Origin of the sequence: Limosilactobacillus gorillae (assembly GCF_001293735.1) — a bacterium.
Lineage (GTDB): Bacteria > Bacillota > Bacilli > Lactobacillales > Lactobacillaceae > Limosilactobacillus > Limosilactobacillus gorillae.
The window spans coordinates 23601-38295 of the sequence record NZ_BCAH01000006.1 but is presented as its reverse complement, the minus strand read 5'-3'; the positions used below and the strand labels follow the sequence as shown (position 1 = coordinate 38295).

Sequence of the window (14695 nt, the reverse complement as noted above, 5' to 3'; positions counted from 1 at the left end):
AAAAGAAAGGGAAAAGGTCAAAAAAAGAAGCACCGTAGGTGCTTGAGTGGGGGCTTTCCTCCCATCACTAAAGTGACGGGTATCCAGCCCATAATATATCAATGAAAAAGCCCTAGCGTTCCCGCTTGGGGCGTTAGGGCTAATTATCACTGGGTTGTGGTTGTCGAATCAGTACTGGAAGTTGAATTCGAACTAGTGGCATCACTCAGCTTCACCTTAAGGGTCTTCTTATCCCCGTTACGGTAATAGGTCAGGGTGACGGTGTCACCGACCTTATACTTGTACAGAGCGGTCTTGAGGTCGCTGGCATCACTAATTGACTTGTTATTGATTGCCGTAATTACATCGTATTGCTTTAGACCAGCCGACGCCGCCGGAGAATTACTAGTAACCTGCATGACTACCACCCCTTTGGTAACACTAGTTGGCAGGTTTAACACTGACTGCTGCTGACTTGTGGAAACATTAGCAAGGTCAACCAGGGAGACCCCCAGTGATGGCCGGGAAATCTTACCATTTTTGACCAGTTGGTTGATAACCTGAACAACCTCGTTACTTGGAATCGAAAAGCCCATTCCTTCCACGGAGGTTCCGTCAGTGCTAGAGGCTAGCTTCATTGAGTTGATCCCGATCACTTGGCCAGCCATATTAATTAGAGGACCCCCGGAGTTCCCAGAGTTAATGGCTGCATCAGTCTGGATAACGTTGGTAGCCACCGAACTATCACTGGCCTTAATGGTCCGCTTAGTGGCCGAAATGATCCCCTTAGTAACCGTATTGGCATACTCTGACCCCATCGGGCTACCAATCGCTAAGACGTCCTGACCAGCCTTGATGTCATTTGAATTACCAAACTTGGCAACCGTAGTTACATCGGCGGCGTTAATTTTTAACACCGCCAAGTCAGTTGCCTCATCCGTTCCGACAATCTGGGCGTCAACAGTCTTACCACTGCTTAAGATAACCTGAACGGCACTGGAGCCAGAGACAACGTGATTGTTGGTTACCACGTAGGCTACGTTACCGCTCTTCTTATAAATAACCCCGGACCCCTCACTGGCTGTCTCCAGGGTGCTAGAACTGGCATTGGACTTAGTAGATGCCGCCGCTCCATACAAGGAATCGGTGCTAGTGGCCTGCTTATTGATAACCGAAACCACCGCATTCTTAGCGGCATTGTAAGCCTTAGTCGACTCGTTAGTTAGGCTGGCCTTGTTTTTGGTGACCGAGGTCCCCCCACTTTTTGACGAGCTGGTCGGCACCTTGGTTGACGAGTAGGTTTGATAGGCACTGACAGCGTGGTCGATCGAAAAGGCGACTCCCCCACCGACCAGGCCGGCCAAGAGCCCCACTGAGACAACTTTGACCCAAAAACGGCGTTGTTGCGACGATGAGCGCTTCTTCATTAAATTTTCCCCCGATCTTTTTCTCTTAGGGTAGCAAATCTTTGCGAAGATTCTATTAATCAGGTGTTAATCTTTTATAAGCTTAGAAGCGGGCTAGGCTGATCCGGCTCAGCATCGGCCAGCTTAAAGTCGTGATCGACGCCAAAATCATTATTTTCTAGGATGCTAGCTACGGTCAGGTGGGCCAGGGAGCGCATGTTGTTATGCTGGCTGCGGTGGCCCAAAAAGACCCGCTTGGTCCGTGCCCCAATTACGTCCATCAGCGCCCCGGCCCCCTCTTCGTTGGATAAGTGACCGGTGTCGCCCAAAATCCGCTGCTTCAACGGCCACGAATACGGCCCCATCCGTAGCATTTCCGGGTCATGGTTACACTCCATCAGATACCCGTCGGCGTTTTTGATCATCTGGACAACCCGATCGGAAACGTACCCCGTGTCAGTTAGGACCACAAAGGACTGATCATCGTGGTGGATCTGGTAAAACTGCGGCGCGGCGGCATCGTGAGAAACTGCAAATGATTCTACCTGCATGTCACCCAGGTCTAAGAATTTACCAGCTTCAAGTAGGCACCGCTGCTCCGGTTTGATCTTACCAACCTTATTTTCCATCGCTGTCCAGGTGCCAGTATTGGCGTAAACAGGCATCCCGTAACGGCGGGCCAAGACACCTACCCCGTGACTATGGTCACTATGCTCGTGGGTCACAAAGAGGGCCTCAACCTGGTCCAAGGAGCGCCCAATTGCTTCCATCCGCTTTTCCAGCTGCTTTCCCGACAGTCCGGCATCGATCAGGATCCGGTGCTGCTTCGTCTCAAAGTAAGTTGCGTTGCCTCCCGATCCCGAGGCTAGGATACTGTAATGAATCTTATCTGCCAAGTCTTGCACCAATTGATCTCGTTTCCTTTCCTAGTTGTTATCCTGGATAATCGTGCCACTAAAGGCGTTGACGCGCAAGTACTGCGCCGCCGTGGCGCTTTTGGCTTGTAATTCAACTTGCCAGATCGGCACGTAGATTCGCTTCCCCTCGCTGGTCATCAGGGGGCTATAGCCGTAGGTAACCCGCTGAAGGTGGGTACCGTTAGGGATCTCGTTATGATGGTACAGCCAAGTAACTGCCCGGACCTGACTAATGGTCGTTGCCTGGGGCCGCAAGACGCTGGCCTCTTTCAAGTATCCCTGGGTGTAGCTCACCACCTTATTACCCGCCCGGTTGAGCCGGAAGCGAATTTGCCCCTCCTTGCTTAACACCGGTTCGCCCTTAATCACCTGGGTAAAGACAATCGTTTGGTCGTTCGATAGGGCCGCGCTGTACTGATAACTACTGCCATGTAAGACCTGGTGAGAATCCTTTAAAAACTCCTCCAGTTGACGGTGGTTGGATTTAGCGGCCGTAAGCTTCAGCGGGGTTGTCAAGGTAGCGGTTAGGAGGTTGTTATCGACGTGAGTAGTTTGGTTCTTTAGGTGGCTTTGTTCAGCAGCCAAATTCCCTGGCGTCACCACCAGGTAGTAGCCAGTCCGGTTATTTTGACCTAACTTGGGGTAGGAGATCGAATTAGACCTCATCTCCCTCAGAGTCAGCTGGGTCTGGCTCGACTGCTTACTAATGGGCGAGAAACTCTCATTACCCAGCAACAGGGTCGACAACAAGACCATGTCTAGGATAATAAAGGCGATTAAAAAGATCCACTGAATTCTGCGAAAGTTCATCTTAATCCCCCTTCAGCAGGGTCTGGTACTTGACCCAGTTACCGTGGTAGTAAACATAATAGGCCGGTGTCAGGGTTACCGTATCCTTATTTTGGCTAGTTGACCAGTCATAGCCCAGCCGCAGTCCCCTAATGTCTTTGCCTTTCCCGGCTTGGTAAAGGGCGTTTAGAACCGTTACCGTTGAAGGTAAAGTGACATTGGAACGGCTGGACGGAAGTGGGGTACCTAGGCTCAGTAGCGACAGATGGTAACGTTCCACCCCATCGTTGTTAGCCTTAATTCGGACTGTCCCATAGTCGTTATTGCTAAAGATCGGGAACCCTTCGACAAAGGAACGGTAGGTGATCGTTTGGCCAACTAGTGAGACGTTATCGAACTGAACCTGTTCTAAGGGCGTTGGAGTGTCAGCCAGCAGGTTGAACAGGTGTGTATACAGTCGCTGGGTACCATAGGAGTTATCCTTACCCAAGTAATTTTCGTACTGGATCTGACCGGTCGCACGGTTGTAAGTCATCCGGCGAGAATTACCAGCCATGTAGGTAATTAGCTTGCTGGTCGTTTGGGAACTGACCGTTGAAACGTTCGACGAGGCCATTAGGGTCTGGGCCGTGCTGTCGAGGTTTTGGTGGTCAACCGTCGATCTAAGCGTTGGCAAGCTAATCTGGTGCGGATAGGTCGTCAACGGGATCCCGTTGACGATCTTGTGGTCGACGGTTAACTGCTGTCCGCCCGAAAGCGACGACTTGATGGCACTAAGCGAGTGCTTGGTTGTTGTAAGCCGGTACACCTGATAGTTATCATCGGCCATCAGATAGACGGTCGGCTGCTTGGTCAGTGTAATTACAATGTGATTAACCCGTTTGAGTTGGCTTGTGTCAACGGCTTGGTTAAAGGTCTGGTTAAAAATCGAGGTTGCTACCGCATCCGGATAGGAAATCATCAGTGAATTTTCCGTCCGCAAGTAGCGTAAGTAGGCGGTCGAATCGTTGTTGACCACCCGGCTTAGGTGTTTGAGTCTCCACTTACGGACCTGTTGCTCGACAACCATGACCGGGTTTTTAGCCTGATCATAAAGAAGTTTTTGAGAACGGTCGGGCGCCGTTACAATCACCTCAGTTGGCTTGTAGATATCGCTGAGGGATTGAACAGTGTCTTGGCGTGCAGAGGTGTTGGTCGTATCACCAGTTCCGTGTTCGTAGTGAAAAGGATTGATCCAGACACTGGCCGACAGGAGAGCCGATAAGACTACCACCACGACCAAAGTAATTGTCAAACTGCTTTTTTTAATCTGCTTGATCATCCCATTCCTCCTCCTCATATGGTACGTATGGTAAGGAAATATAGAAGGTTGAACCCTTCCCTTCAACCGAGTCGACCCAGATTTGGCCACCAAGCATGTTGACAACCTCCTTTGAGATCGCCAGTCCTAGCCCGGTTCCGCCCTGCTTTCTAGAGCGGGCCTTGTCCACCCGGAAGAAGCGGTCGAAGACATGGCTAAGGTCCTTTCGTGGAATCCCCAGCCCCTGGTCTGAAATCGACAGGATCACGTGGTTGTGGGTTTCTAGAAGCCGGGCTGTGATCACTCCACCATCCGGCGAGTACTTAACGGCGTTGTTCATAATGTTATCAACCACCTGGGTGAACTTATCAGTGTCGATCTCAACCCAGAGATCCTTTTTGGTGAAGAAGCGGACAATTGAGTACTTCTTTTGCCCTGGGTTATCTGCCTCGTTTTTGATAATCATGTCGAAGCGGTTAAGGATGTAGTTAAACAATTCGTTGATGTTGACGTATTCGAGGTTTAACTTGGCGGTCCCCGAATCCATCCGTGACAGGCTTAGCAAGTCGTTGATCATCCGAATCATCCGCTCGGTTTCATCGGACACAACCCCTAAGAAACGGTGGGCTAGTTCGGGGTCGTTGATTGCCCCGTCGCTTAGGGCCTCGACGTAGGACTTGACCGAGGTCAGCGGGGTTCGTAACTCGTGGGAGACGTTGGAAACAAATTCCTTTCGCTCACGCTCCTCTTTTTGCTGGGAGGTAACGTCGTGCAAAACGCAGACTAGCCCAGACACAAAGCCTGATTCACGCTTGATCGGTGAGAAGTAGGCCGACAAGATCAGGTCCTCATTTAAATTATCTAAGAGGACCTGATCCTGGTCTTCATCAACCAGGTGGCGTATCGAAAACTGGCGCCGAATCTTTAAAACGTCCAAGATCGACTTACCCAGCACCTGGTCTTCATCATCAATGTTTAAAAATTGTAAGGCGGTATTGTTAACGATCGTCAGGTTCCCCCGCCGGTCGGTGGCTAAAACCCCATCAGACATATGGGATAAGACTGAGTCCAGCCGGTGCCGTTCAGCTTCCGAGGATTCCTGGGACTCCTCGACCCGAATTGACAGGTTATTAACCGCCCCGGCTAACTGGCCTAGTTCGTCGTTCCCCATTACCTTGACCTGGCCGGAGAAATCCCCCCGGGCAATCCGTAAGGTCTGCTTACGCATTTCCTCGATTGGCCGAGTAATTTCCCGGGAAATTAGAATCGCCAACCCCAGCCCTAAGACAATCGTAATCAGGGCTGCTGACAAATAGATTAGCGAAATCGAATTAATCGTCGAATAGACTCCCTCGAGGTTCGCCCGCATGTAAACGACACCGACCACATTATTGGCGTTCCCGTTAGCAAGCAGGGGCACTACGCTAACGTAGTAACGGTTACGGTTGGCACTGTCGTAGACGTTTTCGGTGTGGGAGCGGTTGTTGACCAGGGTACTCTTGATCACCGTATCGGTTGTCTTTTGGCCAACAATCCCCTGGTTGCTTGTGCTACTGGTTCCACGGATAATCCCCTTGGCGTCAACCACCCGAATTTCGGTGATGCTGGTATTATTAACCCGTGACAAAATCGCCTTTATCTCCTTGTTAGCCGCCTTGGTATCGGTACTAGACAGCTGGGCGGCAAGGGAATTATCAATGTAGGACGGTAGCTCAATTTGCTGCTTAAAGTTGGCCAGTTCTTGGTGCTCCAGTTGACGCACAAAAACCGCCCCCACCACTTCCAGCGTTAGCATCAGCATTAGCGCAAAGACAAGGGCGATTTTAAAGTGAATGGACTGGTATAATTTAATTTTGCTGTTCACGGTTTAGCTTCCTAATCCTGATTGGGGTTAGCCAGGTAGTAACCGACTCCCCGGCGAGTAATTAGCCACTGCGGGTGACTCGGATTATCCTCAATCTTTTCACGCAGGCGACGCACCGTAACATCAACGGTTCGTACGTCACCAAAGTAATCATAACCCCAGACCGTCTGTAAGAGGTGCTCCCGGTTGATAACCTGGCCAATGTGTTGGGCTAGGTAGTGAAGTAGCTCGAACTCCCGGTGAGTTAAGTTGATGTTTTCACCCCGCTTGGTGACCGTGTAGGCATCAGGGTGAATAGTCAGGTCGCCAATCTTAATGTCGGCGGTCCGATCGTCATTAGCTGGCGATACCGCGGCATCTTGGCGCCGCAAGTTAGCCTTCACCCGAGCCACTAACTCGCGGTTAGAGAAGGGTTTCGTCACGTAGTCGTCGGCCCCCAGCTCCAGCCCTAAGACCTTGTCTAACTCTGAATCCTTAGCTGTTACCATGATGATCGGCGTGGAGCGCTTAGCCCGCACCTGTTTTGCCACTTCCAGGCCGTCAATCTTTGGCAGCATCAGGTCTAAGACAATTAGGTCGGGAGTTTCGCTTTCTACCTTTTGTAGGGCCTCTTCCCCGTCATAGGCTACGACCACTTCATAGCCCTCTTTTTCCAAGTTAAACTTAATGATGTCTGAAATTGGTTTTTCATCGTCGACAACCAAAACTTTCTTGGCCATGTTGGTCCCTCCACATCCGTTGATGATTATCATTATTCGTTAATTGATCGTATTCATAATTATACCACACTGACCAATTTGAGCCCGGAATCCGAACTTTTTCCGTTAAAAGACTTGTCAAATCAAACCACATCTGTTATATTATATATCGTTGTGTTAGACATGACATGGGCAGTTAGCTCAGCTGGCAGAGCACCGGACTCTTAATCCGGGTGTCCAGGGTTCGATCCCCTGACTGCCCATTATCGCCGTCACCTTGCGGGTGGCGGCTTTTTTGTTTTAATTTAAAGGAACCCGCCCTTTTTTGAAAAAATTAAAAAAAAGACTTGTCAAGAAACCGTGGAACTGGTATTATATTTTATGTTGTTAAGACATGGGCAGTTAGCTCAGCTGGCAGAGCACCGGACTCTTAATCCGGGTGTCCAGGGTTCGATCCCCTGACTGCCCATTATTGCCGTCACCTTTTAGGTGGCGGCTTTTTCATACCTAAATTTTTATACTAAAAAAACAACGCTACGTAGACCAATCCACGTGGCGTTATTTCTTTTATATCAGGGCGCTGCCGCTTCATTCAGCCAATAAATCAGCGGGGGTCACCGACTGATGGCCGTGCTTTAGGGTCGTGATTACGCCCTCCTTCTTAGCGTTAACTGCGAACTCATCGGCAAAGCCACAGTGAGTACAGGCCACCCGGATTTGGTACCGCTGGGAACCATCGTTATTAGTGGTTACCCAGTTGCGCTCGGCAATTACCAAGGGCTGGCAATGACACTTAGCACACGCTAAGGCCAACAAACGATCCTCTTGAAAGGGGTCGCCGATCTTACCAACCATCCCCCAACGGTCCTCACCGTGAACGCCGTCATAGTTTTGATAAAACATCCGATTGCTCCCTAGTAGTAGCTGGCCTGCCGGTGGTTCTTGCTAATCATCAGCCAGGTCACCAGTCCGGCGGTGAAGATTGCCAGGGTACACAGGTAAAAGAGCGGTTGATAACCGGCTTGCTCAATCACCATCCCCCCAAACAGGGGCCCGAGGGCCTTACCGGCCGACCCAAAGGAGTTAACGACCCCCTGGTAGCGTCCCTTGTCTTCTAATGGGCACAGCTGATTAACCAGGGCTGGAATTGTCGGAATTGCCGTTGCCTCACCCAGGGTCAAGACGACCATCGAGAGGACAAAGCTACCGTAGCCCTTGGCAAAGGGCAGAATCAAAAAGGACAGGGCCAATGTTGCCACCCCAACGTAAAGGTAGAGGTGGTCGTTAGTCATCCGCCGGTTTAACCAATTGATCCCCATCTGCAAGACGACGATCAATAGGCCGTTAATCGTCCATAGGAGCGAATAGCTGGTCATTGAGACCCCATGGGAAGTTATGTAAACCGACATATTTGACGACCATTGTGAGTACATCATCCAGATGACCAAGAGGGCGCCGCTCATTGTCCAGATCAGCTGGGCGTTGGCCCGGGGTAACTTGGTAAGCTGCTCTTCGCGGGCTGGCCGCTTGACAACTTGAATTCGATAAAACTTCATCACCACAATTGAAAAGGCGGCGTACATGATGACTGTGATCAAAAAGAGCGGACCTACGTTATTGTGGGCGTACTGGTAAAGCGGGCCGACGATCGTGGTTCCAAAGACCATCCCCAAATTATTGGCAAAGTAAAGCATATTAAAAACGAAGCGCCCATCCTTACTGCGCATCCGGGCACCGTAAGAGTTATGCATCGTCATCAGCCAACCATTAACGATCCCAATTAAAGCCAGCATAATCGGATAGGTCGGCCAGTCGTTTTTAAAGACCAAAACCCCCATGAATAAGACGGCGGCCACCACGCCACCCAGGGTCAAACGTTGGGGCGCATACTTATCAAACAAACGTCCCCCAACGTAAGAGCCAATCACATTCGTTCCGGAATAAAAGAGGAGCACAATTCCAGAAACCGTCAGTGACTGGTGAAGCTGATCATGGATGTAAACCGTCGTTAGCGGCCACACAAAGCTATTACCCACGTTAACTAAAAAGCTGCCCATCAAGAGCCAGCGAAACTTAATCTCTGTCTGCATTTCCTCACCTAGTTTCTATTTATTTTTTACAACACAAAAGCGCCGTAAGTATCCCCCTGGGGACATTACGGTCGCTTCCATTAATTCAATTTATTCTGGCGCCTGGCCTGGCGTGAAATCAACCGAGGCAAACTTATTATACGCCTTATTAAAGAGGAGCTTCACGGTTCCACGCGGACCACTCCGGTTTTTTTCAATGATGACTTCAACTTCGGACAGCGAGTTCTCAGCATCCTGCTCGCTACCAGGCTGGGGTGTCCCATCTTCTTGTTGCTCGCGGGTGTAGTAGTCGTCACGGTACAAGAAGGCCACGATGTCGGCATCCTGTTCAATCGACCCCGATTCACGAATGTCAGACATGACCGGCCGCTTATCCTGGCGCTGTTCAACCCCCCGCGACAATTGCGAAAGGGCGATCACGGGCACCGAAAGTTCCTTCGCTAGCTTCTTTAACTGGCGCGAAATTTCCGAAACCTCCTGTTGGCGGTTCTCCGAGTTACTCCCTTCAATCAGTTGCAGGTAATCGATGACGACTAACGATAAGTTCCCGGTCCGCTTCTTTAAGCGTCGGCACTTCGCCCGGATTTCAGGAACCTTGATGCCAGCGGTGTCGTCAATATAGATACTGGTCCCCGCCAGACTTCCCATTGCCACCCACAGGGCATCCCACTCATCAGTGTCAAGGTTCCCCGTCCGCAGGTGGTTAGCGTTAATACCCCCTTCGGCACATAACATCCGGTTGACCAATGATTCCGCCCCCATTTCGAGGCTGAAGATGGCCACGGTCGGCTGATTATCACCCCGGACCGCCACGTTTTGAGCAATGTTTAAAGCAAAGGCCGTCTTCCCCATCGCCGGTCGAGCGGCCAGAATAATTAACTCATCTTCGTGCAGACCGGTCGTCATGTTGTCTAACTGGGGGTAGCCAGTCCGTAGTCCGGTTACCCGGGTCTGTTGCTTAGAAAGCTCGTAAGTATGGTTAGCCGCGTCGTGAACCACGGTTTCGATGTTTTTCATCTCCGCCTGGTTATTATCTTCGGCTACGTTTAAAATTGACTGCTCGGCCCGGTCAAGCAGGTCAGCAACGTCGTCGTTATCCTCGTAGCTCTCACTCACGATCTTAGTTGCCGTATCGATCAGGTTTCGTAAGGAAGCCTTATCATGGACGATCTTAGCGTAAAACCCGACGTCAGCCGCCGTTGGGACAGCCCCGGCTAGCTTAGCTAGGTACTGAATTCCCCCCACGGCCTCCAGCTGGTTGCGGCGATTGAGCTCCACTTGCATCGAGACAACGTCGATGGGCTTATCATCGTCATTTAAGGCCACCATCGTCTTAAAAAGGATCTGATGCTGGCGGGAGTAAAAGTCATCTGCACTGACGTACTCCATCGCGTCGACAATCGCGTCATCCTTTAAAAGGATCGCCCCTAAAACGGCCTGCTCGGCCTCACTATTTTTCGGGGGGGTTCGACTAATTTCTGGACGATTATCCATTTCCCACTCCTTGCCCTTTCACTCTAACCGGCCGCCAAGGGGAACTACTTTTCAGCAATGTGCACCCGTAAGGTCGCTTCAACCTCGTGGTGAAGCTTGACCGGAACGTTCACGTAGCCCAGGGCCCGAATCGGGGCCGCCAGTTCCATCTTGCGCTTGTCTAACTTGATTTGATACTGCTTCTCTAAGGCGGTGGCGATTTGCTTGGTGGAAACCGAACCAAACATCCGGCCATCCGTCCCAGCCTTTCCGGTTAGTTCCACAACCGTCTTATCGTCTTCTAAAACCGCCTTTAAATGTTTAGCGGCCGCGAGTTCTTCGGCCTCATGCTTTTCCTTGGAGCGTTCTTGGCCGGCTAGCTCGCTCATGGCCGCTTTGTTAGCCGCCTTGGCCTTGCCCCGAGGGATCAAGAAGTTTTGGGCGTAACCATCCGGAACGTTCTTAACTTCTCCGCGCTTGCCGCGGCCCTTCACGTCTTCAGTAAAGATAACTTTCATTCGTCTTCCTCCTCGTCTTCTGTCGAAGTGGGGTCCTTTTCCCCATTGATAATCTGTACTAACTGATCTTTGACCTCTTCAACCGACTTCCCCGCTACTTGGGTCGCGGCGTTGGCCAGGTGGCCACCGCCTCCCATTTGCTCCATGATCACCTGGACGTTAAAGTCACCCAGCGACCGGGCTGACACTCCGACCATCGTGCTTGAGCGCCGGGAGATCACAAAGGAGGCGTCGATGCCGTCCATTTGTAAGAGCATATCGGCGGCCTGGGCGGCTGTAACCGGATCGTACACCCGGTCGTTCTCACCCACGCACAGGGCCATTTTACCATCAATAAAGGTGACCGCCGCAATCAAGTGGTTACGCGCTAAGAAACTGGACGGGTTTTCCTTCATCAGGCGTTGAATCAGCATCCCATCGGCCCCAGCCGAGCGCAGGTAGGAGGCGGCATCGTAGGTCCGGGTACCAGCATTTTGGCTAAAGGACTTGGTATCAACCCGAATCCCCGTTAGCATCGCCGTCGCCTCTAAGCGGTTAAGCCCCTGGCTTTTCCGCGGCTGGTACTCAAACATCTCGGTAATCAGCTCGCAGGTCGATGAGGCGTAGGGCTCGTTGTAAACCAAGAGCGGATTTTCCGGGAACTCCTCACCGCGCCGGTGATGGTCAATGATCACCATTCGATTTGATAGTTTAGCACAAAGTTCTGGTGCCATCGAAATTGACACCTTGGAGTGATCAACCATTACCAGCAGGCTCTTGGTTGTTACCATTTCCAGGGCCTGTTCCGGAGATATTAAGTGGTCCTTAATTGATTGGTAGTCATTGATTTCCCCCATTAAACGGGTAATGTCAGAATGGACATGTTGGTTATCAAAAACCACCCAGCACTGGTGGTCATTCATCTCAGCAATTCGCCGAATCCCCAGGCAAGCCCCCAGGGAATCCATGTCGGGCTTAGCGTGACCAACCACAAAGATTTGATCGGCCTGATTCATCAGCTCTCGCAGGGCCTGGGCAATCATCCGCGCCCGAACCCGGGTCCGCTTTTCCATCGGGTTGGTCTTCCCCCCGTAGAAGCGGGCCTGACCACTTTCAGCCCGAACGACCACTTGGTCTCCCCCCCGCCCAAGGGCGAGGTCGAGGTTTTTTTGGGCGTTGTCGGCTAGCTTAATTAAATCACTTTGGCCGTAGGCGATCCCGATTGATAACGTCACCGGTGAATTTTGACGCGTGGTGTTTTGACGGATCTTATCCAGGATCTTAAACTTATCCTCTTCTAACTGGGTTAGATCACCCTCGTGGCCAATCAAGAGGTAGTTATCGTCGTCGATCACCTTAACCAAGAGGTGGTACTCCTCAGCCCACTTAGTCAGTTCTGAGGTCACGTAATTACGCAGGTTCGAAACCTCCGAATCACTCATCCCCTGAACTAACTCGACGTAGTTATCAAGGTAAACGGTCCCCATGAAGAGGCGTTCTTCCTTGTAGCGATTATTAATTTGTTCATATTCCGTCACGTCCATTAAGTAGACAGTGTGGGTTCGTTCCTGAACTAAAAACTCAAACTGGCGCTTTTGCCAGGTGACAATTACCGAGTGTTCGTCACGGCGATGGTTATTCACCAAGTCGGCCAGCCGTTCATCAACCTCATTTAGGGCCTGACCTACCACCAGGTCCTGATCAAAGTAGCGAGCCATGTACGGATTGATCCAACGCACCACGTCATGATCGTTTAAAAGAATCATCCCAATCGGCATTTTATACAAGGCTTCTTCTTGCCCCTGTTGAACCTGGTAGGCAAGGTCATTGACATAGGCCTCGGTGCTCGACGCCAGCCGCTGTAAGAAGGCTACGGCAACCACCAAGCAGAGAATCACAAAGGCCAACAGGGCCAAACCGACCCGCCAGTTGAAGGAAAAGCCCACGATCACCGTCACTAATGACATAAACATGACGTAAGCCGAGTTAAGCTGAACGACGTGACTATGTAGTAACCGCCGGACACTTTCCCGGCCAAACCAACGTTTTAGCATTTCCCTTCCCCCCTTTTTACGTACTTACAATATCCTTTTTATCATATCATACCCGGCCGAAACAGGGGCAAAGAAAAGAGGCTGTGACTTTTTGTCACAGCCCCCTTTGATCTTGGGAATACTAGTCTTCGGCAACGAATGGCAGTAAGCCCATGATCCGTGCACGCTTAATTGCGATCGTCAAACGGCGTTGGTTCTTAGCACTGGTCCCGGTTACCCGGCGTGGTAAGATCTTACCCCGTTCGGAAATGAACCGGCGCAGTAAATCAGTATCTTTGTAATCAATGTATTCAATGTGGTTGGCAGCGATGAAGTCGACCTTGCGACGACGACGGCCACCACGACGTTGTTGAGCCATGAATTTACCTCCCTTATTGTTTAGTAGTTAAATTTATTCTAATTAGAAGGGAAGGTCATTTGATGATGGCATCCCGTCTTGGTCCTGGGTAGAACTTGCTGAACCGCTACCTGCACTACCGTTGTTTAACGCAGCGTTGTCGTCAATGTTAACGGCGCTACTACTGGTCGTGGAATTGCTGTCGGCCTCTTGACTAAACGGCAAGCTATCGGCATCAATTTGGGTTGGTCCCTGGTTAAAGACGCCCCCCTGGTTTTGGTTGAAGTTTCCACCGTAAGGCTGGTTGACAGGAGCTGATGACCCCCCGAAGTTATTTTGAGGAGTGGCCCCGAAATTACCACCGTTACCGTAGGCGTTATTACCAAAGGCTTGGCCCTGGTTATTAAAACCACCGCCGTTACCATTGTTATAACTCCCACCATTGTAACCACCATTACCGTTGTTAGCAGACCGCGGTTCTAACAAGGCGAAGTTTTCAACCGTGACTTCCGTCCGGTAAACCCGTTGACCTTGTTGGTTTTCATAGTTACTGGTGGACAATCGGCCATCCAAACCGACGAGTGCGCCCTTATGGGTGAAGCGGGCAAAGTTTTCCGCTGACGTACGCCAAATGACGCAGTTAATGAAGTCAGCGTCCCGCCGGCCCGTTTCACGGTTCTTGAACTGTCGATCAACGGCAATTGAGAACCGTAAAACGGGGGTCCCACTCTGGGTATAGGTCAATTCCGGATCCCGTGTTAGTCGCCCAGTTAATACCACACGATTTAGCATCGGCTATCGCACTCCCCTCTTATATAATGTTAACCGTTAAGCTTAGCCACGCTTAACGATCATGTGACGCAGGATGTCGTCGTTGAACTTAGCTAAACGATCAAATTCGTTCAGAGAAGCATCGCTGTCGGTAGTCACGTTCACGATGTGGTAAGTACCTTCAGTGTACTTGCCAATTTGGTAAGCGAACCGACGCGTGTCCCAATCAGCTGAGTCAACTACGGTTGCACCATTGTCCGCCAGAATCTTGTCAAAGCGGGCTACCAGCTCGCTCTTTGCAGATTCTTCGATATCAGGACGAATGATGTAAGTAATTTCATATTTGCGCGTTTCCATGAATGTTACACCTCCTTATGGACTCTGGCCCCCTCCGCTCTTCGGAGAGAACAAGGAGAGTAGACGTCGTTACGTATACTCACAGGTTAGAATATTAACATAAATTTTCGTCAATCACAAGTTAAACCTGGGGTAACAAAAAGATCCGGAATTGCCTCCCTAA

The 14695-nt window shown here is 50.8% G+C and carries 13 protein-coding genes, 2 tRNA genes and 1 pseudogene; 2 read left to right on the top strand and 14 right to left on the bottom strand.

Going from position 1 to position 14695, the window contains the following annotated elements:
- Positions 1-146 precede the first annotated feature (146 nt).
- The 6 genes from AOQ57_RS01060 to yycF form a co-directional block, all read right to left on the bottom strand.
- Positions 147-1406, bottom strand: coding sequence for a S1C family serine protease (locus AOQ57_RS01060; RefSeq protein ID WP_093624352.1), 1260 nt, complete (start codon positions 1404-1406; stop codon positions 147-149).
- 74 nt (positions 1407-1480) lie between these two features.
- Positions 1481-2293 (bottom strand): MBL fold metallo-hydrolase, encoded by an 813-nt coding sequence (locus AOQ57_RS01055; protein ID WP_093624350.1) that lies wholly within the window; start codon positions 2291-2293, stop codon positions 1481-1483.
- Positions 2294-2311: 18 nt separating this feature from the next.
- Complete coding sequence (locus AOQ57_RS01050; protein ID WP_093624348.1) at positions 2312-3112, bottom strand: two-component system regulatory protein YycI; 801 nt, start codon at positions 3110-3112, stop codon at positions 2312-2314.
- 1 nt (position 3113) lies between these two features.
- A complete protein-coding gene (gene yycH, locus AOQ57_RS01045) occupies positions 3114-4412 on the bottom strand; it encodes a two-component system activity regulator YycH (protein ID WP_093624346.1) in 1299 nt (432 codons plus the stop codon).
- Entirely contained in the window at positions 4396-6255 is a 1860-nt protein-coding gene (walK, locus tag AOQ57_RS01040) for a cell wall metabolism sensor histidine kinase WalK (RefSeq protein WP_093624344.1), read from the bottom strand. Before walK ends, yycH begins: the two co-directional genes overlap by 17 nt.
- A gap of 11 nt (positions 6256-6266) precedes the next feature.
- Positions 6267-6974 (bottom strand): response regulator YycF, encoded by a 708-nt coding sequence (gene yycF, locus AOQ57_RS01035; RefSeq protein ID WP_093624342.1) that lies wholly within the window; start codon positions 6972-6974, stop codon positions 6267-6269.
- Between the two features lie 169 nt (positions 6975-7143).
- Here yycF and AOQ57_RS01030 point away from each other — a divergent pair.
- Positions 7144-7216 (top strand) — tRNA-Lys (locus tag AOQ57_RS01030).
- A 133-nt stretch (positions 7217-7349) separates the two neighbouring features.
- Positions 7350-7422: transfer RNA gene (locus tag AOQ57_RS01025), tRNA-Lys, on the top strand.
- A 119-nt stretch (positions 7423-7541) separates the two neighbouring features.
- Here AOQ57_RS01025 and AOQ57_RS01020 read toward each other — a convergent pair.
- The 8 genes and pseudogenes from AOQ57_RS01020 to rpsF form a co-directional block, all read right to left on the bottom strand.
- A complete protein-coding gene (locus AOQ57_RS01020; protein WP_093624340.1) occupies positions 7542-7856 on the bottom strand; it encodes a hypothetical protein in 315 nt (104 codons plus the stop codon).
- Between the two features lie 11 nt (positions 7857-7867).
- The gene (locus AOQ57_RS01015; protein ID WP_093624338.1) at positions 7868-9043 is read right to left on the bottom strand and encodes an MDR family MFS transporter; all 1176 of its coding nucleotides are present in this window, start codon (positions 9041-9043) and stop codon (positions 7868-7870) included.
- Between the two features lie 90 nt (positions 9044-9133).
- The gene (gene dnaB, locus AOQ57_RS01010) at positions 9134-10537 is read right to left on the bottom strand and encodes a replicative DNA helicase (protein ID WP_093624337.1); all 1404 of its coding nucleotides are present in this window, start codon (positions 10535-10537) and stop codon (positions 9134-9136) included.
- A 44-nt stretch (positions 10538-10581) separates the two neighbouring features.
- Complete coding sequence (rplI, locus tag AOQ57_RS01005) at positions 10582-11034, bottom strand: 50S ribosomal protein L9 (RefSeq protein ID WP_093624335.1); 453 nt, start codon at positions 11032-11034, stop codon at positions 10582-10584.
- Positions 11031-13067, bottom strand: coding sequence for a DHH family phosphoesterase (locus AOQ57_RS01000; protein ID WP_093624333.1), 2037 nt, complete (start codon positions 13065-13067; stop codon positions 11031-11033). The genes rplI and AOQ57_RS01000 overlap by 4 nt, the downstream gene beginning before the upstream one ends.
- A 121-nt stretch (positions 13068-13188) precedes the next feature.
- The gene (rpsR, locus tag AOQ57_RS00995; protein WP_003682305.1) at positions 13189-13425 is read right to left on the bottom strand and encodes a 30S ribosomal protein S18; all 237 of its coding nucleotides are present in this window, start codon (positions 13423-13425) and stop codon (positions 13189-13191) included.
- Positions 13426-13602: 177 nt separating this feature from the next.
- Positions 13603-14196: pseudogene (gene ssb, locus AOQ57_RS00990) on the bottom strand (single-stranded DNA-binding protein); the annotation flags it as partial.
- A 42-nt stretch (positions 14197-14238) separates the two neighbouring features.
- Complete coding sequence (rpsF, locus tag AOQ57_RS00985; protein ID WP_093624329.1) at positions 14239-14532, bottom strand: 30S ribosomal protein S6; 294 nt, start codon at positions 14530-14532, stop codon at positions 14239-14241.
- Between the last annotated feature and the right edge of the window lie 163 nt (positions 14533-14695).

What these genes read in the sequence shown, in the direction of transcription:
- dnaB (WP_093624337.1), bottom strand. Translation starts at nt 10,537, where the DNA reads ATGGATAATCGTCCAGAAATTAGTCGAACCCCCCCGAAAAATAGTGAG.
- yycH (WP_093624346.1), bottom strand. Translation starts at nt 4,412, where the DNA reads ATGATCAAGCAGATTAAAAAAAGCAGTTTGACAATTACTTTGGTCGTG.
- yycF (WP_093624342.1), bottom strand. Translation starts at nt 6,974, where the DNA reads ATGGCCAAGAAAGTTTTGGTTGTCGACGATGAAAAACCAATTTCAGAC.
- AOQ57_RS01050 (WP_093624348.1), bottom strand. Translation starts at nt 3,112, where the DNA reads ATGAACTTTCGCAGAATTCAGTGGATCTTTTTAATCGCCTTTATTATC.
- AOQ57_RS01000 (WP_093624333.1), bottom strand. Translation starts at nt 13,067, where the DNA reads ATGCTAAAACGTTGGTTTGGCCGGGAAAGTGTCCGGCGGTTACTACAT.
- rpsR (WP_003682305.1), bottom strand. Translation starts at nt 13,425, where the DNA reads ATGGCTCAACAACGTCGTGGTGGCCGTCGTCGTCGCAAGGTCGACTTC.
- AOQ57_RS01015 (WP_093624338.1), bottom strand. Translation starts at nt 9,043, where the DNA reads ATGCAGACAGAGATTAAGTTTCGCTGGCTCTTGATGGGCAGCTTTTTA.
- rpsF (WP_093624329.1), bottom strand. Translation starts at nt 14,532, where the DNA reads ATGGAAACGCGCAAATATGAAATTACTTACATCATTCGTCCTGATATC.
- AOQ57_RS01020 (WP_093624340.1), bottom strand. Translation starts at nt 7,856, where the DNA reads ATGTTTTATCAAAACTATGACGGCGTTCACGGTGAGGACCGTTGGGGG.
- AOQ57_RS01060 (WP_093624352.1), bottom strand. Translation starts at nt 1,406, where the DNA reads ATGAAGAAGCGCTCATCGTCGCAACAACGCCGTTTTTGGGTCAAAGTT.
- rplI (WP_093624335.1), bottom strand. Translation starts at nt 11,034, where the DNA reads ATGAAAGTTATCTTTACTGAAGACGTGAAGGGCCGCGGCAAGCGCGGA.